General features: G+C 55.9%; 19 protein-coding genes. 4 read left to right on the forward strand and 15 right to left on the reverse strand.

Annotated features, from left to right (window positions below; genetic code table 11):
* Window positions 1-321: 321 nt before the first annotated feature.
* Window positions 322-618, reverse strand: coding sequence for a hypothetical protein (locus tag ABD76_RS18410; protein WP_197258650.1), 297 nt, complete (start codon window positions 616-618; stop codon window positions 322-324).
* A gap of 114 nt (window positions 619-732) precedes the next feature.
* A complete protein-coding gene (locus ABD76_RS18415; RefSeq protein WP_168179065.1) occupies window positions 733-936 on the reverse strand; it encodes a DUF2759 family protein in 204 nt (67 codons plus the stop codon).
* 324 nt (window positions 937-1,260) lie between these two features.
* Here ABD76_RS18415 and ABD76_RS18420 point away from each other — a divergent pair, with 324 nt between their 5' ends.
* Window positions 1,261-2,889: a nitrite/sulfite reductase gene (locus ABD76_RS18420; protein WP_197258651.1), complete on the forward strand. Its 1,629-nt coding sequence runs from the start codon at window positions 1,261-1,263 to the stop codon at window positions 2,887-2,889.
* Window positions 2,890-3,116: 227 nt separating this feature from the next.
* On the opposite strand, the gene ABD76_RS29615 is transcribed toward ABD76_RS18420, so the two are convergent.
* The 12 genes from ABD76_RS29615 to uvrB form a co-directional block, all read right to left on the reverse strand.
* Window positions 3,117-3,200, reverse strand: coding sequence for a putative holin-like toxin (locus ABD76_RS29615; RefSeq protein WP_275100830.1), 84 nt, complete (start codon window positions 3,198-3,200; stop codon window positions 3,117-3,119).
* Between the two features lie 188 nt (window positions 3,201-3,388).
* On the reverse strand, window positions 3,389-4,156 hold the full coding sequence (locus ABD76_RS18425; RefSeq protein WP_197258652.1) for an HAD family hydrolase: 768 nt from the start codon (window positions 4,154-4,156) through the stop codon (window positions 3,389-3,391).
* Window positions 4,157-4,326: 170 nt separating this feature from the next.
* Complete coding sequence (bcmE, locus tag ABD76_RS18430) at window positions 4,327-5,556, reverse strand: thiamine pyridinylase (RefSeq protein WP_197258653.1); 1,230 nt, start codon at window positions 5,554-5,556, stop codon at window positions 4,327-4,329.
* A gap of 57 nt (window positions 5,557-5,613) precedes the next feature.
* The gene (locus tag ABD76_RS18435) at window positions 5,614-6,855 is read right to left on the reverse strand and encodes an HAD-IIA family hydrolase (RefSeq protein ID WP_197258654.1); all 1,242 of its coding nucleotides are present in this window, start codon (window positions 6,853-6,855) and stop codon (window positions 5,614-5,616) included.
* 17 nt (window positions 6,856-6,872) lie between these two features.
* Entirely contained in the window at window positions 6,873-7,634 is a 762-nt protein-coding gene (locus ABD76_RS18440) for a class I SAM-dependent methyltransferase (protein WP_197258655.1), read from the reverse strand.
* Complete coding sequence (locus ABD76_RS18445; RefSeq protein ID WP_338125145.1) at window positions 7,582-8,661, reverse strand: thymidylate synthase; 1,080 nt, start codon at window positions 8,659-8,661, stop codon at window positions 7,582-7,584. The genes ABD76_RS18440 and ABD76_RS18445 overlap by 53 nt, the downstream gene beginning before the upstream one ends.
* Before the next feature lie 17 nt (window positions 8,662-8,678).
* Window positions 8,679-9,146, reverse strand: coding sequence for a nucleoside 2-deoxyribosyltransferase (locus ABD76_RS18450; RefSeq protein ID WP_197258656.1), 468 nt, complete (start codon window positions 9,144-9,146; stop codon window positions 8,679-8,681).
* Window positions 9,147-9,245: 99 nt separating this feature from the next.
* Window positions 9,246-9,872, reverse strand: a complete 627-nt coding sequence (thiE, locus tag ABD76_RS18455; protein ID WP_197258665.1) for a thiamine phosphate synthase — start codon at window positions 9,870-9,872, stop codon at window positions 9,246-9,248.
* Window positions 9,873-9,964: 92 nt separating this feature from the next.
* Complete coding sequence (gene thiD / locus ABD76_RS18460) at window positions 9,965-10,780, reverse strand: bifunctional hydroxymethylpyrimidine kinase/phosphomethylpyrimidine kinase (RefSeq protein WP_197258657.1); 816 nt, start codon at window positions 10,778-10,780, stop codon at window positions 9,965-9,967.
* Window positions 10,777-11,619, reverse strand: a complete 843-nt coding sequence (gene thiM / locus ABD76_RS18465; RefSeq protein WP_197258658.1) for a hydroxyethylthiazole kinase — start codon at window positions 11,617-11,619, stop codon at window positions 10,777-10,779. Before thiM ends, thiD begins: the two co-directional genes overlap by 4 nt.
* A gap of 1,158 nt (window positions 11,620-12,777) precedes the next feature.
* Window positions 12,778-15,654 (reverse strand): excinuclease ABC subunit UvrA, encoded by a 2,877-nt coding sequence (gene uvrA / locus ABD76_RS18470; RefSeq protein WP_197258659.1) that lies wholly within the window; start codon window positions 15,652-15,654, stop codon window positions 12,778-12,780.
* 52 nt (window positions 15,655-15,706) lie between these two features.
* Window positions 15,707-17,704, reverse strand: a complete 1,998-nt coding sequence (gene uvrB, locus ABD76_RS18475) for an excinuclease ABC subunit UvrB (protein ID WP_275100829.1) — start codon at window positions 17,702-17,704, stop codon at window positions 15,707-15,709.
* A 403-nt stretch (window positions 17,705-18,107) separates the two neighbouring features.
* Here uvrB and ABD76_RS18480 point away from each other — a divergent pair, with 403 nt between their 5' ends.
* Together ABD76_RS18480 and ABD76_RS18485 are read left to right on the forward strand one after the other, a co-directional pair.
* Window positions 18,108-18,920 (forward strand): flagellar motor protein, encoded by an 813-nt coding sequence (locus tag ABD76_RS18480; RefSeq protein ID WP_197258660.1) that lies wholly within the window; start codon window positions 18,108-18,110, stop codon window positions 18,918-18,920.
* Window positions 18,904-19,719, forward strand: coding sequence for an OmpA/MotB family protein (locus tag ABD76_RS18485; protein ID WP_197258661.1), 816 nt, complete (start codon window positions 18,904-18,906; stop codon window positions 19,717-19,719). Before ABD76_RS18480 ends, ABD76_RS18485 begins: the two co-directional genes overlap by 17 nt.
* Window positions 19,720-20,001: 282 nt before the next feature.
* Here the strand turns inward: ABD76_RS18485 and ABD76_RS30990 are convergent, their stop codons facing one another.
* A complete protein-coding gene (locus tag ABD76_RS30990) occupies window positions 20,002-20,226 on the reverse strand; it encodes a helix-turn-helix domain-containing protein (RefSeq protein WP_197258662.1) in 225 nt (74 codons plus the stop codon).
* 184 nt (window positions 20,227-20,410) lie between these two features.
* On the opposite strand from ABD76_RS30990, the gene ABD76_RS18495 reads away from it, so the two are divergent.
* The gene (locus ABD76_RS18495) at window positions 20,411-20,806 is read left to right on the forward strand and encodes a hypothetical protein (RefSeq protein WP_206765724.1); all 396 of its coding nucleotides are present in this window, start codon (window positions 20,411-20,413) and stop codon (window positions 20,804-20,806) included.
* Window positions 20,807-21,002: the final 196 nt, after the last annotated feature.

A 21,002-nucleotide genomic window follows, 5' to 3' on the forward strand; every position in this document is an offset into this window, starting at 1 on the left:
GCTGTTTCTCAACTCGCCCATCCCTTCAGTTCCCTCGGCCCGTACTTATCGCGAATGCCATCGGCTCTCCCATACTAGGCATCGCTCCTCCCCAGCACCGAGGCCAGCCCCCACAACAATCTCCTCCCATACGCAGCCAAAAAAGACGCCATGCCCCACGGCACAGCGTCATCACTTTCTCTATTAAAGCGCGGTGAACCGGAACGAGTCTATAACCTGTTCGGACTCCACCACTTTTTCTGGCGTGCGGGATACATCGTACATCTTGTAGCACAGCGTAAAGACATACCCATCCTTGGCGATCAGCAGCATATTCGGCGTCTAGGTGCTGTTGACGCTGATCGTCAGGCCGGTGAACTGCACGCGCATCGCCGATTGGCCCAGCCAGGCCTTCTTCTCCTTCTTCACGAACCGGATCGACGGATCACTCTCGGACAGGAGAGACTCTTTCCAAAAGGCCAGCGCCTCCTCGACCGCAGCCGCATGGTTCACGCACAGCATAAAAAACTCCTCGACAAGCTGTACCCGGCGATGGCCCCTTCTTCGCCCTTCGTCTCCAACTCTTCCACAGCTCCCGCTGCCCCGATAGCCGGGCCCCCTCCCGGCCCCTCCGCCCAACAGCGAAAAAAAGCCCCTTGATGATCGACATCAAAGAGCCTGTCTATACGCTGTCATATGTGTGCGGAGCTCGGAATCCCCATTGAAACCGCTTAACTATTATGTAGCTATGTGTTACCAACCTGAGATCATCTTCACGTCTGCAATCAAAAAGACAATCAAGCTGACAATCGCAAACCCAATCGCAAATTTATTGCGCGGACGCTGCTTGAGCTGACGGATTACCGCCCAAATCAAGATTAACGTAAACACGATCATAAAGACGTCAAAAAATTGAAACAGACTTTCGGTCTGTTCTGCTCCTTCGGCCAGAAACATGGTGCGACCTCCCTCTACACGCGCATTTTACCTATCTTTCCCTATGTTATATTTACCCAGCAAGAGTTGCAATACTTCTCCTCTATATTTAACAGGATTGTCACGAATTTTTCAAGTTTTTCAGCGTGAATGCCATTTACAGATGAACGATGTCATAGCCCGCCCCCTCCTTCTCCCATTTATAACCGATTCAAATGGGATTCATTAGAAAAAATAATTCCTAATTTTTATTGTCGCTCCCCAGGAAATATGATACGATGTCACCAATCAATCCTCATTATTTACATCGGAATTATTAATTTTTAGAGAGCGGGGGATACCATAATGGCGTACGAACCGGTATGGATGAAGGACCCTTCGAAGCTGAACAAGTTTGAATTTATTAAGATGGAAAAGGACGGGCTGGACGTCATCCGCGACATCATTGAGACCTATGCGGTCCAGGGCTACGAGTCCATACCGGAGGATGACAAAAACCGGTTTAAATGGGCTGGCGTCTACGAGCAAAAGCCGAAGGACGGCCATTTCATGATGCGCATCCGCATCCCTTCCGGCCTATTGAAGGCAGCTCAAGCCCGGGCCTTGGCCGAGATCGCCAGACTGTACGGACGCGGGCTTCTTGATGTGACGACACGCCAGGCCGTACAGTACCATTGGCTGCGCGTCGAGCATATGCCGGACATTTTCAAGCGGCTGGAAGCGGTCGGCTTGTACTCCTATGAAGCTTGCGGCGATTGCCCGCGCACGATTGTCGGCAACCCGCTCGCAGGCATTGACCCGGATGAGCTCATGGACACGACCGAATTAGTTCATGAGGTGAATGATTTCTTCCTGCTGAACCGGGATTTCTCGAACCTGCCGCGCAAATACAAAATGTCCATTTCATCCAACATCTATAACAACGCGCATGCGGAAATCAACGATCTCGCCTTCACCCCGGCGACGAAGCAGATCGATGGGCAGGAAGTGATCGGCTTCCATGCCTGGGTCGGCGGCGGCTTGTCTGCGAAGCCGCACCTGGCCCAGCAGCTCGAGCTGTTCGTCCGCCCGGAAGAGGTGCTCAAGGTCGCCGTCGGCGTCACGACCTTGTTCCGCGATTACGGCTTCCGCGAGAAGCGGCATCAAGCCCGCCTGAAGTACCTGATCGCGGCTTGGGGAATCGAGAAATTCCAAGCACATCTCGAGGAACTGATCGGCAAGCTGCCTTCCCGGGGCGAAGACCGGATTGTCGGCTGGCAAGCCGCCTATTTCGATGGCGTCCACCCGCAGAAGCAGCCGGGTCTATATTACATCGGCCTGAACGTTCCCGTCGGCCGGCTAGACGCGGATGAGCTTGAACAGCTCGCGGACGCCGCGGAACGGTATGGCGACGGCTCGCTGCGCACGACGATGTCGCAAAATATCATCCTGACCGGCATTCCGGAGCAAGCGCTGGATACGGTGCTGGCGCTGCCGGTGCTCGGGCGCCTGACTCCGTATCCGAGGCCGTTCATGAGCCGCACCGTCTCCTGCACGGGCAACGAGTTCTGCAACCTCGCCATCGTCGAGACGAAGGAACGGGCGCGGCGCGTAGCCCAATACTTGGACGATCATGTCGGCGATTTGAACGAAAAGGTGCGGATTCATTTCATCGGCTGCCCGAACTCCTGCGGCCAGAAGCATGTCGCCGACATCGGCCTGCAAGGCTCGCTCATCAAGACCGAGCAGGGCATGGTCGACGCCTTCGATATCGCGGTAGGCGGCATCCTCGGTCCGGGCGCCCGCTTCAACACGGCGCTCAAGGGCCGGGTCCGGGGCGACGACGTGCCTTACGTCCTGGAGCAGCTCCTCCGCTACTACAAGCAGGAGCGGAACGGACAGGAATCGTTCCACGCCTTCTTCCTCCGCGTCGGCGCAGAAGCCTTCCAGGCGAAGCTGACGGAGGTGCTCGCTTCCCCCGCGCTCACATCGTAGCGGCCAAGCCCGGAGAAGGCACGCAATTGTTGCCGTCTATCTTCCTATTTATTTTTATCTATGGTATTATTTTTATAGCGATATGTTTATTTGGAACAGTGCATGAATACACTAAAAAAGACCGCAGATGCGGGAACATCTACGGTCTTGCAATAGATTGCCTCTTAGGCAGTCGACCATGATTTTCACAAGGTAGACCTCCACTAGGCCGGGAAGCTCAGGGAGGTCTACTTCTTGTTAGAGAAGGACAGCAGCGCAATCACGAACAATCCGAATGCAATCATCAGACGGAGTGATTCAAATACTGTCATAGCCTCACCTCCCTTCCAGGAGATGGGCCGACCACCCTTATCGAGCCTATTCTATTGCACCCATATTATACCACACTACTATCCTTGTGCGAACATATATTCCACATTATAAGAAAAGGTACAACAATCCCCCTCTTCCGCAATCCCGGAATGAGGGGGATTGTTGTACCAACACATTTCCGATTCAACTACGATTCCAGCCCGATCTCATCGTAAGCGCGAATCATCGCATCGGCGGCGGCCGGCGCCTCAGCGAAAACGCGCTCTTCATCGATAAAGATATTCAGCGCCACGCCGGCGCTGCGCCCCATCTCCATGTCGCCGACCGAGTCGCCGATCACGGCCACTTCCTCCGGCTTTAAGCCGATCTCGCGGCAGGCCAGCTCGACCATGTCCGGGAATGGCTTGCCTCGCTCGACGCAATCGTCACCGATGACCGCATCGAAATAATGCCGAATCCCCATCTTCTCCAGATGCTGCTCCGACGGCCCCTGGTCATCGGCCGTGACGACGGCCAACGTCAGCCCTAACGCCTTGCAGCGCTCCAGAAAAGCGACGGTGCCGGTAATCGGCACGATCTTGGCTTGCTCGAGCACCTGCTCGTTGGCGTTTTCGAAGACGGCGGTAACGCGCCGCAACGCTTCATTCCACGGCACCCCCGTCCGATGCAGCAAATACGTCGCGATGCCGATCATTTGCGACGGAGAGCCCATCGCGAGCGCTCCCTGGCGGTCATGCCTCCGAATCGAACCATCCTCTTCGATAATAACCCCTAATATATATCCAGGCTGCTCCGGCAGGGAGCCGCCCTCTTTTTTTAGCTCCTGCTCCAAGTCCTGAAGCACCTTCTCGGCCCACCAGCCCCACAAGCTCATAAATTGCAGCAGCGTGCCGTCCTTGTCGAACAGAATGCCGCGGACCCGGGCGCTGCAATCTCCCGCGCTCAACTGAACCATCTGCATCAACCTCTCCTCTGTATTGACAACTACATTCGGCGCCGGGTCTTTTTTTCCTCTTTTCAAGGGCTGCTTTTTGATAACTCATCCTGCACCGTCCCTTCTCTCCGCCAACGACAAAAACAATCCCCCTCTCCCGTATACGACGGATGGAGGGGGATATGGAAGCTTTAGCTCGCCAGGCTCGAGACATCCGTCAAACCGAGCGCTTCGGGCAGCACTTGCTTGGCGTCTTGCAGCCATGTCCGGATTTCAGGTCCGAGCCGGAATACCCGATTGGATGGCTTGTTCACGATCTGGGCCAATTCGGAATAAATCGGATAATCCTGCATCAATGCTTCATATACCTGATACCGCGCAGGCAGCAGATACTGCGGATATTGGCCGTCGGCCTGCGGGCGCAGAGCTTGCTCTACCGTATCCGCGGAAGCCATGACATTCGCCAGTTTTTTGGCCAGCTCCGGATGGGCCGTCTTGGAGTTCACGCTCACGACATCGCTGTAGAACAGAGGAATGTCCTGCCCGGCTGACGAGGAAACCGGCTTGAACCGGACTTGTTCCGCATAGTCGCCCATGCGCATCATCGACTCGCTGTAGCCGATGAAGGCTCTGCCGCTCCCTTGCGCGAACCACGACGCTCTTACATAGGCGTCGCCATCCTCGGGAACATACTGCGAAGGCTTCTCCCCCGCCATATTGATTAACAGGCGCAAGCCGCGAATGACCTTGTCATTTAGGGGATCCAGCGGCGGAAGAAGGTCATATTCCGTGTACTGGCCAGTCACGTCGATCAGCGCCTCCAAATACATGCTCGCCTTCGTCGTCCCGCCCGCCATATTAATGAGCAAGCCCTTGTTGGGGGGAGGAGGAATCTGCTCGTAGGGGCTGGCTCCTATTTTTTTGTACAGCTCATAAATATTATCGACCTGCCCTATATTCAAATCGCCTTTCCGGTAAAAAAGCAGGTTCGTGCATAAAATTTGCGGGAGACCGTACACCTTGCCATCGCGCTTCGCCCCTTGCAGAGCAAAAGGGATGACGTCCTCCGCCTGGTCGATATCTTGGCTGCCAAAGGGCAGGAGATACCCCGCATCGACAAAATGGCTTAAAAAAATCGAATCCAGGACAAACACATCCAAATCGTCCGGCGGATCGGCGGAATAAGAATCCCAGTCCGTAAACTCCAGCTTGACGCCAGGCTCCTGCCGCTGCCACTGATCCAGAACGGCCGCCTGGAAACGTGCAGGATCAGGCACGTACGGATAGATCGCCACCTTCAGCGTAATATCCGAAGACGCATCGGAATGGGCAGCCCCGGCTCCGGCCGGACTGACAACGATGAGCAGCAACGCCAGCATAACCATCAAGGGTTTGTAAATGAAGCCTTTTCCCTTTGACATTTCCTTCTCACCCGCTTCTATTAATATGACTTGCTACCCTCACTTAATAGATTCGTACTAACGGAAAATGCGAAGCGATTCCTCCGCCAAGGCATCGGTAATCCACCGGGGGTGCATCGCAAGCATAGGTTCCGGCAGCCGGTCCGCCTCGAAATAGTTCACATCCAACGTCTCGTCTCCCGTTCTGACAAGCGCTCCTCCCACCGTGTCGCAGCGAAAGCAGGCCGTCACGAACTGAGTGGCCGTTCCATCCGGGTAGGTAAATACTTGCGACTCCGGATCGGAGTATAGGCCGACCAACCGCTTGACTTCCACCTGCAATCCGGTCTCTTCGCGGATTTCCCGCACGATTGCCTCCTCTACGCTTTCTCCCCGCTCCACATGACCCGACGGGAGGCCCCAGCAGCCGTTATCGGCCCGATTCATCAGGAGAACCCTGCCTCGTTCGTCCATGACGATGCCCGCCACTCCAGGCTTGATATCGTCCGGCCAAGGAAAAGCCGGCGGGACCCACCGCTCCAGACGCAGCTCTTCATCCCACAGACTGCGCAAATCGGGAATAATCGCATCGGGCTTGCGGTAATCCCGGGCAGACGAATACCCGGTATACGGCCCGCTGGATATCAGAACGGCCGTAATCCCCATCCGGTGCGCGCCCACGATATCCGTATCGGGCGTGTCCCCGAACATGACGGCCCGGGACCAGTCCTCCACATGCCGCAGCGCCTGCCGGAACATATAAGGATAGGGCTTGCCTACGATATAGGGTGTCTTGCCCGAAGCCATCTTGATCGCTTCCACGGCCGTCCCGACCGCCATCATCGGGCCATCTGGCCCCGGAAAGCTCCAATCGGCATTGGTGGCGATGAACTGGGCGCCATTCGCGATGCGCGTCACCGCGCTTTGGATATCCCGCAGCGTCAGATCGTCGCTCCAGCCGACCACGACGGCCTCGGCAGCGTTCACGTCCACAATGTCAAGTCCGGCATCCCGGCATTCCCTCTCCAAATGCTCGTCACCGAGCACATACACAGACCCTGCCTGCCGTTCCCGCAGGCAGCTTGCCGTTGCCCAGCCCGAGGAGATAACTTCATCCTTCGCGGCTTCAATGCCAAGACGGTTCAGCCTGGCTGCCGTCTGCTCCCGCGTCATGCAGGGATTATTGGTCAGGAATCTGATCGTCTTCCCTCCGGAGCGCAGCCGTTCCAGCGCTTCGACCGCGCCGGGCAGAGCCTCCGGTCCGACATAGATGACACCGTCCAAATCAAACAAGAATACGTCAAATGCATCGAATAACACGTCGTTCCTCCTTACATTCACGCCTCTTTGACTGCCCGGTAAATAAGGAAGGGCGGATAATCCCGCTCCATTTTCCATTGATCGAACCGGTTGTCCTGCTCGATTCTTTTTAACTCATCCGGCGGAATATCGCGCAACGTGGGCTCCAGGCATTCGATATGCCGGAAGCCGGCATCCTCCAAAAGCTCGCGGTACATCCCCTTGGGCCAATGGAAATCATGGAGAATCATATCCTCGCCGTTCGGAAGATGGAGCCATTCTTGCCGGGCTTCGCCATGCCCGTAGACTTTCCCCGGAACCCCGTTGCGGAAAGTCGAGAAATCAATCCCCGTCGAATCCGGATGCGTATCCAAGATGACATAAGAAGCGCCCGGAGCCAGCACCCGGTGAATCTCGCCGATAATGCGCGCGATTCTCTCCTGGCTGCTCGTATTGATGAACACATAACAGGTCATGGCGCCATCCACTGAGTTGTCTTCCAGAAACGTGAGCCGATCCAGCTCGATGTGACGGTAGTCGACCCGGGGGTGAGAGCGTTTTTGCATGGCGATATCAAGCATATGCCTCGATTCATCCACGGCGACCACCTGCACGTCGGCCGTTTCCGCTAGGCGGTAAGCCACTTTGCCGGGACCGCAGCCATAATCCAGCACCCGCTTGCCTGCGGGAACGGTCTTCAAGAGATCGAACACGAAGCGGAACCCCAACGTCTGCTCCAAAATGTCGTTATACGCCTCGAACTGCTTCGCCACATCCTCTTCCTTCCACGACGTCTGCATTGTAATCCCTCCTATTTCTGACTTGATGCTCGAAAAGCGGCAGCGCCGCCTGATGCGGCCATTTGTAATGGAGCAGCCGCTGATAGAGCGGACACAACGCACGGAGCACGGAAGCATCCGCCGGTCTCCGATAAGCGATAGACTGGTAGAAGCTGAACAGCAGCAGCACCTGCTGCCAATAAGCAGGCAGATCCAGCGCCTCGATGTCCGGACCCGACAACGTGATGCGGTCTTCTCTCAAAAGCGATTCATATTCCAGAACTGTCTCCAGATAAGGCCAAGGATTGCCGGAAGGCATGACCGGAAATTCGTCCCTCGGCCCCATCGTGCCGGATGCGGCTTCAGCCAGGACTCTCTCCACCGCCTCGTCATCCGGCTGATAGATATGTACCGAGCCGACAACATGATAGTAATCGCCCAATTCCAGCCCCAATTCTCTTGCTAGCAGCTCCTGCATGAACGTGAACGAGAACACATCGCTGACCATCCCCCGGAACGCATCGTTCGCGCGCATATAGGCGATCGCATACAACTTCTGCTCCCGCACGAAAAATTGCAGCCCCAACGTGCAGGAAACATCGATATTGGCGGAGCCAATCACCTCGTTGGCGTCGAAAATTTGAATAAACGCCCGCTTGGAATCGGGATCATCCCGGCCCAGCAAATGCGCGATTCGCTGCCATTGATTCATCTGGCCGGTTCCAAAGCGGAATATTTTAGGCCCGTATGCCGTTCCGGTAAGCGTCTGGCCGTTCATCGAGTACTCTCTCATTTTTCGATTGTAGTAGCCGATAAAGTCCAGATCGTCCCTGGCAGACAAGTACCATAGCGCCTCGGCAAAATTAAATACGATATTCGTGCGGCGGCTCGCCAAATAACAAACGCGCTCTACGGGATTCGCAAGGGCGAATTGATAATTCAGCCGCTCGCGGCTCTGATGGCCGCGCGGCGCATTGCGGAACTGCGGCTGGCTGCGGACGTCGTCCAGCGCAGCCAGATAAGCATCGTGAAATCGGTCGAATCGCACTTGCCTCTCCCCTTTTACTATGAAATGACGAACATCCGCTCCAATTCCGATAGATAGTCTTGTTCCTCCCGGTAATAGAGGTACGTCACGTCCGCCACCTGGCCTAGCCCCCGAATAAGGAAGGCATATTCCTTTCCCTCCTCCAGCAGCAATATGATCGGCTTGCCAAAAGCGGAGGCCCAGCCAATCTCGATATGCGTTCCCGGGGAAGCCGGGCAGCCGGGAAAGGCGATAAACAGATCGCAGGCGCGTATTTCTTCGAAGTCGATGGCCGTGCACTGATCGGGCGTCATAAAATCTTTTCCCCAGCCCTCGCGTTTATGGGCATTGTGAACATCATAATTTCTTGCTTCAAAAAAAGAGATAAGCTGAATCAGCTTGCGTTTTTCATTCTCCTGCATGGAGCCTGTTTTCGCGTCTACCAAGCTCTTGAATGGCCCTGCCAAAAACAGCTTCTTCGTACCCGCTTCCTTCGCGACACTCATCTTGGATTCCACCTTCCCTAAAATAGAACGAGTCACACATTCCCGCTCTGCCCTGTGCTATGCTTGCCGCGACTCGGCGACTCCCTTGTCCTGGCCCGCCTACAGCCCCAACCGGCGGAAGCTGGCCGCCGTACCCCGAATATCGTCCGCGCCGGTCAGCGCCGAGATGACAGCGATGCCATCCGCGCCCGCTTTCAGGACCGCTCCGGCGTTCGCGAGCGTTATCCCGCCGATGCCGACAAGCGGCACATCGATGCCGGCCGCCCGGATGTCTCCGATGATAGAGGGACCCTGCGCTTCCAGCGCATCTTCCTTCGATTGGGTCGGGTAAATGGGGCCGATGCCCAAATAATCGGCTCCCTGATCTACCGCCAGCCGCGCCTCCTCGACCGTGTGCGCCGATACGCCGAGCATGAGGCCGCCAATGCGGGACCGCACGAAGTCGGCCCGCTCATCCTGCTGCCCGATATGGATGCCGTCGGCGCCAAGCTCCAGAGCCAGCTCCAGGTCGTCGTTCACAATGAACGGAACGCCGTAACTTTTGCACACCGCTTGCAGCTCGGCTCCCAGCCGCCTTTTGTCATCGCCGGTCAATGCGCCTCTTCCCTTCTCGCGGTATTGCAGCACCGTTACGCCGCCCGCCAATGCTTCTTCGGCCACCTGAACCGGGTCCATCCGGCAGTTCACGCTGCCGATGACCAAGTACAGCGGCAGATAGGCGCGCATCTGCTCCGGCCGGACTCTGCTCCCGCTCTCACCTCCCACCGGCACTCGCGCTTCGTTCCCAAGCTTCTCCCCGTGCTGCGCCTGTATGCCGCTCATATGCGCACCGCCCTTCTGCGGCCGTAAGCCCAGTGGTTGGTCGGCCCATGGCCTTGACCGATGCCAAGCGTCTCCTCCAGCGCCGCCTGGATAAACGCGCGGGCGGTTGCGACCGCATCGGCGACGGATGAGCCCTTGGCCAGCTCTGCCGCCATGGCCGCGGAGAAAGTGCATCCGGTCCCGTGCGTATGGCGGGTATGTACCCGCTTCCCATGCAGCTCCGTGAAATGCAGGCCGTCATAGAGCAGGTCCGTCACACGCTCTTCTTCCCCTTCGCTGTGACCGCCCTTGATGACGACGAACGCGGGACCGCAATCGCTGATCCGCTTGGCAGCCTCCCGCCGATCCTCCATCGTTCGAATCGTGATGCCCGTCAGCGCCTCGGCCTCGGGGATGTTTGGGGTGACGACGAGCGCGTGCGGGAGGAGAAGTTCCTTCAACGCTTCGACCGCTTCCTTTTGCAGGAGCTCCGATCCGCCTTTGGCAATCATCACCGGATCGACCACGACGGCCTTCCAGCCGAAATGCTCGATGCGGTCAGCCACTGCCGTAATAATCTCCTTATTGAACAGCATGCCTGTCTTGACGGCGTCTGGAGCGAGATCGGAACCGATCGCATCCATCTGCCCGATGACCGCCTCGGTCGGAATCGAATACACCCCGGATACGCCTAACGTATTCTGGATCGTGATGGCCGCAATCGCCGACATCCCGAATACGCCGAGTTCCTGGAACGTCTTGATGTCAGCCTGAATCCCGGCTCCCCCGCCGCTGTCCGAGCCGGCAATCGTCAGTGCCTTGTATATGGTCATCGCGCTTCACCTTCCTTTGCGACAGAGGGCTCGAACGGACGCACTTCCGTATGAGCCTTCAGCGAATCCCGGTTCAAGCGGGACAGCTCGTCCAGCAGCGCAATCTGGAAGCTTCCCGGTCCGTCCGCTTCCGTCCGCGCCGCCGCTTCGTAAGCAGCCGCTGCGTAGAAGGCAAGCCCCGCGGCTCCCGCCAGCAGCACATCCCGCTCCACGGCGGCAAATGACCCCAGCACCGATGTCAGCAGGCAGCCCGCGCCCGTGACCTGAGTCAGGAGAGGATGTCCGCCCTTCACGATATAGCCGGCTTGTCCGTCGGTAATGACATCCTCCGGTCCCGTAATAGCAACGGCCGTATGCAGGCTGCGGGCAGCGCGAACCGCCAGATCCACTCGCTCGTCCTCTGTCGAGTCGCCTGCATCCACGCCTTTGATGACGCGCTGCTCGCCAATCAGATTCGCCAATTCCGAAGCATTGCCGCGGATCAAAGACACTTGAACCTCGCGCAGCACGCGCAGCGCAGACGCCGTCCGATAACGCGTCGCGCCCGCTGCGACCGGATCGAGCAGCACGGGGACTCCATGGCGATTCGCCGCTTGTCCGGCGACGATCATCGACTCGATCATATCCTCGGAGAGAGTGCCCAGATTGAGCACCAACGCCCCGGCGCTGGCCGCCATATCGGCCACTTCTTCGCGCGCGTCCGCCATGACCGGCGACGCCCCCAACGCGAGCAAGCCATTCGCCGTAAAATTCGTTACCACTACATTCGTCATATTATGAACGAGCGGTCGAGCTTGCCGCAGCTTGTCAATCAGCGCGGACATTTGATGTACCATCATCATCCATCCAACCTTTCTCATGAGCGGGAGCCGGGCAAGGCTGATCGAATCGGTTTTTCACAGATTGCTAGACTGGCAGGACAAAACCATTGCAGGAAAATGACAAAGAATGGAACATAACGAGCAGGAACATTCTTCTCGCTGACGAGAACGATGATTCCGCTCGCTAGACATGAGGTGATATGAAGCAGTATCAAAAAGAAGATAGAAAAGATGATAGCTAGACATTTGATAACAAATAACATATGCGAACAGCATGCATGGCCACCCCACACATGCTCCCTCATGTTCGCTTTCCTACGCTGGCATTATCCAACAGGTTCAATCGGTCAACAACAGACTAGTTGTACTCTCAGCTTGCTTCCGCAGGCTCCCGCTTGTTATTTTGTTAATTTTGTACATTACTCATTTCCACTTCCATATTATAGGTTGAAAATGTAAAAAGCAACGACAGATTTGTGAAGGTGCAAAAACCCCCCTCCCAGACTTAAGTCAGGAAAGCAAATCAACATAACTGGAGTGACGAAATCATCAAGCTTATACTTCTCTCTCGGTGTCCTTACAGCCACTCTCCCATCGCGTCAGGCAGCCCAGTGTTGTTTGCGTTCACTATCCCATCATTTCAGGAACCCCTGGCATTCTATCCATTCACTTACGGAACGCTACCACCGCTTAACATTAGCCCTGCCCCTATCATCAACTTCATCATCCACAACAAGCCGGATAGACATTTTATTGTACATTAATGAAAATCTTGAATTTGGAAAAAAGGTGTTAACCCGAAGTTCTGACCGAACAGGAGAACGCAAATAAGGTCTAAAACAAAATAGGGCGCCCGAGTCATGGGGAGTTTGCCCGTAAGGCTCCAACATACTTTGCTTATCTGAGGCATGGGGAGATTTCATATAGCGCCAATAGGCTGCCACGTACCTGAGGTGTGGGGAGTTTGCACATAAGTCTCCAACATACTGCTACTTACCTGGCCCGCGGGGGGGATTGCCCGTAAGGCTCCAACCTATAGTCGTCAAGCAATGTAATGTCCCACCCCTTTTGAGCCTACTTCTGAACATTAAAAAAGGCACAGCCCCAATCCCAGGGCTGTGCCTCTTTTATATTTTCGGGAAATTGGCTCGGTATTACAAGAAGGCCTCTTGGCGTTTATGCCTCCTGCGCTACGCTGCAGGCCGTCTCCAACTGCGCGGTCCGCTCCCGATCCCGCTCCAGAATCGGCTTCAAGTAGCGGCCCGTGTAGGAGCCTGCCACCTTCACGACCTGCTCCGGCGTGCCTGTGGCCACGATCGTGCCGCCGCCGCTGCCGCCTTCCGGGCCGAGGTCGACCAAGTAATCGGCCGTCTTGATTACATCGAGGTTATGCTCGATGACGAGCACTGTCTCGCCGGAATCAACGAGGCGATGCAGCACCTGCAGCAAGCGGTCGATATCCGCGACATGCAGACCGGTCGTCGGCTCGTCGAGAATGTAAAATGTCTTGCCTGTGCTGCGGCGATGCAGCTCTGCGGCGAGCTTCACCCGCTGGGCTTCGCCCCCGGACAGCGTCGTCGCCGGCTGGCCGAGCTTCATGTAGCCGAGCCCGACATCGAGCAGCGTCTGGATTTTGCGGTGAATGCGCGGCACGTTCTGGAAGAACTCCGCCGCATCCTCGATCGTCAGCTCCAGCACATCGGCGATGCTTTTCCCTTTATATTTTACTTCCAGCGTCTCCCGATTATAACGTTTGCCCTTGCATACTTCGCAAGGAACGTATACGTCCGGCAGGAAGTGCATCTCGATCTTGATAATTCCGTCGCCCCGGCAGGCCTCGCAGCGGCCGCCCTTGACGTTGAAGCTGAAGCGGCCTTTCTTGTAGCCGCGAATCTTCGCTTCATTCGTCGTCGAGAACAGATCGCGGATATCGTCGAACACGCCGGTATACGTCGCCGGGTTAGAGCGCGGCGTCCGTCCGATCGGCGACTGGTCGATATCGACGACCTTATCGATATGCTCAAGGCCGCGAATCTCCTTGTACTGTCCCGGACGGACCTTCGCCCGGTTCAAATCTCTTGCCAATGTCTTATACAGAATCTCGTTCACCAGCGTCGACTTGCCGGAGCCGGATACGCCGGTCACCGCCGTGAATACGCCGAGCGGGAACTTCACGTTCACGCTGCGCAGATTGTTCTCCTTGGCGCCGATGATTTCGAGCCATCGTCCGTCCGGGACGCGGCGCTTCGCCGGTACCGGGATGAACTTGCGCCCGCTCAAATATTGGCCGGTAAGCGAATGCTTGTCCTTCATAATCTCTTCCGGCGTCCCTTCGGCGATAACCTGCCCGCCGTGAATTCCCGCGCCCGGACCGATATCGATGATATGGTCCGCCGCCAGCATCGTGTCTTCGTCATGCTCAACGACGATAAGCGTGTTGCCGAGATCCCGCATATGCTCCAGCGTCTGAATCAAGCGATCGTTGTCGCGTTGATGCAGCCCGATGCTCGGCTCGTCCAAAATATACAGCACGCCCATCAGGCTGGAGCCAATCTGGGTCGCAAGCCGGATGCGCTGCGCTTCGCCGCCGGACAGCGTTCCCGCCGCACGGCTCAGCGTCAAGTAATCCAGTCCGACGTTCACCAGGAAGCCAAGCCGGGCGTTGATCTCCTTCAAGATGAGATGGGCGATCATCTGCTCCTTCTCCGTCAGCTCGAGACTCGAGAAGAAACGCTGCGCCTCCCCGATAGAGAGCGCCGTTACATACGCCATGTTTTGATCATTGATGGTAACGGCGAGACTTTCCTTGCGCAAGCGATGTCCTTTGCAGGTACCGCATGGCTTGGCGCTCATGAAGCCTTCAATATGCTCGCGGATGCCTTCCGATGCCGTTTCGCGGTAGCGCCGTTCTAGGTTATGAATGATCCCTTCGAACGCCACCTGCGCCTCCTTCTTGTGACCGAAGTCATTCTCATAGCGGAAGCGTACCTTTTCTCCCCCCGTGCCATGCAGCAGCTTCGTCATCTGCTCCGGCTCCAGCTGCGACACGGGCACATCCGTCGGTATGCCGTAATGCTCGCATACCGCCTGCAGGAACTGCGGGTAATAGTTCGACGTGCTGCCTGCCCAGGCCTCGAACGCCCCATCCTCGATCGTTTTGGACGAGTCCGGCACGAGCAGCTCCGGATCGACGATCATTTTGACGCCGAGACCGTCGCAATCCGGACAGGCGCCGAACGGACTGTTGAAGGAGAACATCCGCGGCGACAGCTCGTCGATGCTGAACCCGCACTCCGGACAAGCCAGATTCGAGCTGAAGACCAGCTCTTCTTGGCCGATGATATCAACAATAATCCGCCCGCCCGACATATGGAGCGCCGTCTCGATCGAATCGGCCAGCCGCGCCTGCACATCGTCCTTCACGACAATGCGGTCGACGACCACTTCAATATTATGCTTCCGGTTCTTCTCCAGCTCGATCGTCTCCGACACGTCGCGAATCTCGCCGTCGACGCGCACCCGCACGAAGCCCTGCTTCTGGATGTCGGCGAAGACGCCTTTATGTTCGCCCTTGCGCCCCGAGATGACCGGAGCCAGAATCTGCAGCCGGGTCCGCTCCGGATACGCCATAATGCGGTCGACCATCTGCTCGACCGTCTGCGACGTAATCTCGACGCCATGCACCGGACAATGGGGCCGCCCAATCCGCGCGTACAGCAGCCGCAAATAGTCGTAAATCTCCGTCACCGTTCCGACGGTGGAACGCGGATTGCGGCTCGTCGTCTTCTGGTCGATGGAGATGGCGGGCGACAGGCCGTCAATCGAATCGACGTCCGGCTTCTCCATCTGCCCGAGGAACTGGCGCGCATAAGCGGAGAGCGACTCCACATAGCGGCGCTGGCCTTCGGCATAAATCGTATCGAACGCCAGCGAGGATTTGCCCGAGCCGCTCAATCCGGTGAGCACGACGAACTTGTCGCGCGGAATCGTTACATCAATATTTTTCAGGTTGTGGGCCCTCGCCCCTTTGATCACGATATGTTCACTCGCCAATGTTTTAACCTCCCGCTTCGGGTCCACTCGAACCTCTTCAAGCCTCTGAATTCTAATCCATCGCCCGCAATTCCATCAAGGCGTCGCGCAGTTCGGCCGCACGCTCGAACTGCAGGTTCTTGGCCGCATCCTTCATTTCCTTCTCCAGCCGCTGAATGACCGACTGGCGATCCTTCTTCGACATCTTCTCCACCGAGGTGCCGACATCGTAGCCCGCCTTCGATTCCGCCGTCTTCGTCGCCTCGATGACTTCGCGGATTTTTTTGCGAATCGTCTGCGGCGTAATGCCGTGCTTCTCGTTATACGCCATCTGTATGGTGCGGCGGCGCTCCGTCTCCTTAATCGCCTTATCCATGGAGTCGGTTATCTTGTCCGCGTACATGATGACGTGGCCGTCGGCATTCCGGGCCGCCCGCCCGATCGTCTGAATGAGCGAGCGCTCCGCGCGCAGAAAGCCTTCCTTATCCGCATCCAGTATGGCGACCAGCGATACCTCCGGCAGATCGAGTCCTTCTCTTAGCAGGTTAATCCCGATCAGCACATCATATACCCCAAGACGCAAATCGCGAAGCAGCATCATCCGCTCCAGCGTCTTGACGTCCGAGTGAAGATAGCGGACTTTGATGCCGATTTCCTTCAAATAATCGGTCAGATCCTCGGCCATTTTCTTCGTCAAGGTCGTGACCAGCACCCGTTCGTCCTTCTTCAGGCGGAGGCGGATCTCTTCCAGCAGATCGTCGATCTGCCCCTTCGTCGGCCGAACCTCGACGACCGGATCAAGCAATCCGGTCGGCCGGATAATCTGCTCGATCATGATCGGGCAATGCTCCAGCTCGTAAGGCCCCGGCGTCGCCGAAACATAGATGGCCTGCGGCACCTTCGACTCGAATTCCTCGAAGCGGAGCGGCCGGTTGTCCAGCGCCGAAGGCAGCCGGAACCCATGCTCCACGAGCACTTCCTTCCGCGCCCTGTCCCCGTTGTACATGCCGCGAATCTGCGGCAGCGTCACGTGCGACTCGTCGACGACGACGAGGAAATCATCCGGGAAGTAATCGAGCAGCGTATACGGCGTCGATCCGGGCTCGCGGAACGTCAGCGGTCCGGAATAGTTCTCGATGCCGGAGCAGAAGCCCATCTCCTGCATCATCTCGATATCGTACCGGGTGCGCTGCTCCAGCCGCTGCGCTTCCAGCAGCTTGCCTTGGCTCCGCAGCTCCTCGAGCCGCTCCTCCAGCTCGCGCTCGATATTTTTCAACGCGACCTTCATCGTCTCCTCCGCCGTAACGAAGTGGGACGCCGGGAAGATGGCAATATGATCGCGCTCGCCGATTATCTCGCCCGTGAGCACGTCAATCTCGGTGATGCGCTCAATCTCGTCCCCGAACAGCTCGACGCGGACGGCATGCTCGCTCTTCGAGGCCGGGAAGATCTCAATGACATCCCCGCGCACCCGGAACGTTCCCCGGATGAAGTTCATATCGTTGCGCTGATACTGAATATCGACCAGCTTGGCCAGAATCGCATTGCGCGGCTTCTCCATCCCCGTCCGCAGCGACAGGACCAGACTCCCGTACTCCATCGGGGATCCCAAGCCGTAAATGCACGACACGCTGGCGACGATAATGACGTCCCGCCGCTCGAACAGCGAGCTCGTCGCCGAGTGGCGCAGCTTGTCGATCTCTTCGTTGATGCTCGAATCCTTCTCAATATACGTATCGGAAGACGGAATGTACGCTTCCGGCTGATAGTAATCGTAATAGCTGACGAAGTAGGACACGGCGTTGTTCGGGAAAAATTCCTGGAACTCGCTGCACAACTGGGCCGCCAGCGTCTTGTTATGAGCAATGACCAGCGTCGGCTTGTTCACTCTGGCTATCGTCTGGGCAATCGTGAATGTCTTGCCCGTGCCTGTCGCGCCCAGCAGCGTCTGATGGCGCTTGCCCTGCTGCACGCCTTCGACCAGCTTATCGATCGCTGCCGGCTGATCCCCCTGTGGCGCAAATTCCGATACCAGCTCAAACGGCTTCGTCAACACTTCCCATTCTGCCATAGCTTCACCGCACTTTCTTCCAAATAATAATCAATTGGGCGCCCGGATAAGCCTTTCAGACCGGACCCCATTCCCGCTCAGACCCAAATTCAGCTCCTCTGTAGGTCTCCCGAACCAAATAACAGGCCAAATTCCGCGTAAATTGCCGCTCCCTAAACTTTACCCGACAATGACCCGATAATAGGATCAGGCAAACATGTGGAAAGAAGCGGGGTTCCGCCCATAAACGGACTTCTCGCCCCCGCGAACTTCTATACGTGAAAGAGTACACAACTCACATACATCTGCATCGTCAATCGGCTGTCATATACAGCCACAAATAAGAATGTTTGTTCCCTTTCGATTATACTCGTTTCACGGTATGGATGCAAATGGGAAATGTTAAATGGGAGAGGATTACAGAATGGATAAGACGACTGTTATCGGGATTATCGCAGGATTAGCCGCGCTCATCGGCGGTTTCTTGTGGGAAGGCGGAAATATTGGCGGCTTATGGGAAAAAACGGCGGCGCTTATCGTCATTGGGGGCACCTTCGCCGCCGTCGTCGTCAGCTTCCCGGGCAAGCGGCTCCGCAGCATTCCCCAGGCGCTGAAGATGGCCTTCGCGCACCGCGCGCCGCAGCCGGAAAAGCTCATCGACGATATCGTCGCGCTGAGCACGGTGGCCCGCCGCGAAGGAATGCTGTCCCTCGAAGACACGGTACAGCGGCATGAGAATGAATATTTGCGCAGCGGCATGATGATGGTCATCGACGGCACGGAACCGGAGCTGGTGAAGCAGATGCTTGAGCTCGAGATGGACGCGATCGCCGAGAAGCATGAAGGCTACGCCAAAATATTCGAAGCCGCCGGAGGCTACGCCCCGACGATGGGGATTCTCGGTACGGTCATGGGTCTGATTCACGTCCTGGGCAGCCTGTCCGATCCTTCCATGCTCGGACCTTCGATTGCCGTCGCCTTCACGGCAACCCTGTATGGCGTAGCGACCGCCAACGTCATCTATCTGCCTATCGCGAGCAAGATTAAAGAGCGGAGCGCGGACGAGATCCGCATCATGGAGATGATGGAGTACGGCATTCTCGCCGTTCAGGCGGGAGAGAACCCGCAGATTGTGCGGAAAAAGCTGAGCTCCTTCCTGCTTGCCGAGGATGCGTTCGAATCGCTCAAGGCGGATCCGTTGATGAAGCGGGGGATGATTCATGAGACGCAGAAGTAGACAACGGGCTCAGGAAGCCGCCAATCACGAACGTTGGCTTATCACCTATGCCGATTTGATTACGCTGCTGCTCATTTTCTTCGTAATTATGTACGCCATGAGCCAAGTCGACGCCGTCAAGTACCAGTCGCTGTCCGAGACGCTCCAGCAATCGTTCAAGAGCGGCAACACCCCGATGGACCAAGGCGCGGGGCTCCTGGACGGAGCCTATACGAAGCCCGGCCAGAACGGAGCGCTGAAGACCGCCGAGGACGGAGGCTCAGGAGAAGTCAAGGAAGAGAAGCCGGTCGCCATCGGCGTATTGACCGACAAGGACTTGGCGTTCCGCAAGCAGGAGGAACAGCTCAAGAACTTCATGGGAGTCATTCAGCAATACATCAACGACAACGATCTGGGCGGGCAGATTGAAGTGACGGATATCCCCAAAGGGATCTCGATTCGGCTCAGCGACCGGCTGCTGTTCGATTTGAGCCGGGCCGAGCTGAAGGACAAGGCCTTGCCGACCTTGGACAAGCTGGCTACCCTGCTGCCGCAGCTCGACACGATGGTCAGCATCGAAGGACATACGGACAATCTGCCGTTCGCTTCCGGCGGACGCTACAAGGATAATTGGGAGCTGTCCGCGGCACGGGCCCTGTCCGTTCTCCGCTTCTTCGTCGACGATAAGAAGCTGGACGCCGACCAGTTCCAGATCGCAGGCTATGGCGAGACGCGGCCGGTTGTGGATAATGATACGGAAGAGCACCGCCAACAAAACCGGCGGGTGGAGATTATCGTCCTGCGCAACATGGTGCAGTAGACTATCCCCATTACCCACCGTTTATACACATCCTGGAGGGGAGTTATCCCCTCCTTTTTTCATTTACGAACAAGTTATCCACAGAAAAAGGGCGTCAGCCACAACACCCACCGTCGATATCCACAGGATATTCACAAGATGGAATGCACTCTGTGTACAAGCGGGAAGAACGTTGTTTTTCAGTTCCTCATCTGCGCGTCCAGTTGTGCTTGGCTGTATAGCCGACCTCGCGGGGCACCGAATAGGCGACGGTTTGTTTCAACTGATCTTGCTTTTCCTTAGTCAACCGAGAAGGAGCACCAGATGAGTGCGTGAGCTGCAAGGCTGCCAATCCACCGTTTTCGTACGATGAATGTAACTGCTCACCGTCATTCGGTTTCGATTCAGAATGTCAGCAATCGCGGTCATGGATGTGCCTTTCAAATGCGAATAGATGGCTTGATAGCGTTTATACATGCGCCGCTCTTTGGAGTGTTTCCTGTTACTTCTTTCAGTTCGATTATCCATGGCGTCCCCCACTTGTCTGTTTTTTATCTGTTTCTTATCGACAACTGGTTCATTTTCCCTTGCTAGGGTTTGCTAAGAATAGAAGTCTCTTTTTTTCTTGATTTAACTTGTAATATTCACTTGTTATGATATTATCAAGGCAAGTAACTATCAATATTTTCTAATGGAGGGAAATTAAATAAGATTGTTGAAAAGTTTTACATTGTTGTTAGGAATGATGTTGTTACTTTCATTTGGTTCATACGCAAACGCCTCAGCATTTGATATCACTGATTTCTCTCTCACCTCTGACGGTACAATGGTAAAAAAATTAAGTCCGGGAGAACTTGATGACCTTATGAAAAGAATCATACTATATGAAGGTCCAACTCGAGATATCAATGACAACAATTTCATTGCGGCCCAGGCTAGTGGGGATGTTGCGTATGTTCAATTTAGCGAGTTAGAAAAAAATGAGGTCGCAAAATCAAGAAATACACTTGTTCTATCACTAGCGTTGCATCAATCTTTTTACGAAAATTTTCACCCTATAATTCTCTATATTTGTAACTTATTGAACTATATTCGTGGACAAAAATAAAGAAATCTCCTATTGTTGAGTTACCCTCAGCGTATCCATAAAACGCTCAACAAAGGAGATTTCTATGGATAACGTACCGAATCAAAACGTCATTTGTCAATGCCTAAAATGGTTACATGTGAATTCCACTCGAGATAAGTCATTGGACTACCGAGCCCAAAAGTTGTTTGTCGGTGCTTCGACACTCTTGTTTGTA

The organism is Paenibacillus dendritiformis, assembly GCF_015845845.1.
Classification (GTDB): Bacteria; Bacillota; Bacilli; order Paenibacillales; family Paenibacillaceae; genus Paenibacillus_B; species Paenibacillus_B dendritiformis_C.

What these genes read in the sequence shown, in the direction of transcription:
- ABD76_RS18415 (WP_168179065.1), bottom strand. Translation starts at nt 936, where the DNA reads ATGTTTCTGGCCGAAGGAGCAGAACAGACCGAAAGTCTGTTTCAATTT.
- ABD76_RS18420 (WP_197258651.1), top strand. Translation starts at nt 1,261, where the DNA reads ATGGCGTACGAACCGGTATGGATGAAGGACCCTTCGAAGCTGAACAAG.
- ABD76_RS29615 (WP_275100830.1), bottom strand. Translation starts at nt 3,200, where the DNA reads ATGACAGTATTTGAATCACTCCGTCTGATGATTGCATTCGGATTGTTC.
- ABD76_RS18425 (WP_197258652.1), bottom strand. Translation starts at nt 4,156, where the DNA reads ATGGTTCAGTTGAGCGCGGGAGATTGCAGCGCCCGGGTCCGCGGCATT.
- bcmE (WP_197258653.1), bottom strand. Translation starts at nt 5,556, where the DNA reads ATGTCAAAGGGAAAAGGCTTCATTTACAAACCCTTGATGGTTATGCTG.
- ABD76_RS18440 (WP_197258655.1), bottom strand. Translation starts at nt 7,634, where the DNA reads ATGCAGACGTCGTGGAAGGAAGAGGATGTGGCGAAGCAGTTCGAGGCG.
- ABD76_RS18450 (WP_197258656.1), bottom strand. Translation starts at nt 9,146, where the DNA reads ATGAGTGTCGCGAAGGAAGCGGGTACGAAGAAGCTGTTTTTGGCAGGG.
- thiE (WP_197258665.1), bottom strand. Translation starts at nt 9,872, where the DNA reads ATGCGCGCCTATCTGCCGCTGTACTTGGTCATCGGCAGCGTGAACTGC.
- thiD (WP_197258657.1), bottom strand. Translation starts at nt 10,780, where the DNA reads ATGACCATATACAAGGCACTGACGATTGCCGGCTCGGACAGCGGCGGG.
- thiM (WP_197258658.1), bottom strand. Translation starts at nt 11,619, where the DNA reads ATGATGGTACATCAAATGTCCGCGCTGATTGACAAGCTGCGGCAAGCT.
- uvrB (WP_275100829.1), bottom strand. Translation starts at nt 17,704, where the DNA reads ATGGCAGAATGGGAAGTGTTGACGAAGCCGTTTGAGCTGGTATCGGAA.
- ABD76_RS18480 (WP_197258660.1), top strand. Translation starts at nt 18,108, where the DNA reads ATGGATAAGACGACTGTTATCGGGATTATCGCAGGATTAGCCGCGCTC.
- ABD76_RS18485 (WP_197258661.1), top strand. Translation starts at nt 18,904, where the DNA reads ATGAGACGCAGAAGTAGACAACGGGCTCAGGAAGCCGCCAATCACGAA.
- ABD76_RS30990 (WP_197258662.1), bottom strand. Translation starts at nt 20,226, where the DNA reads ATGGATAATCGAACTGAAAGAAGTAACAGGAAACACTCCAAAGAGCGG.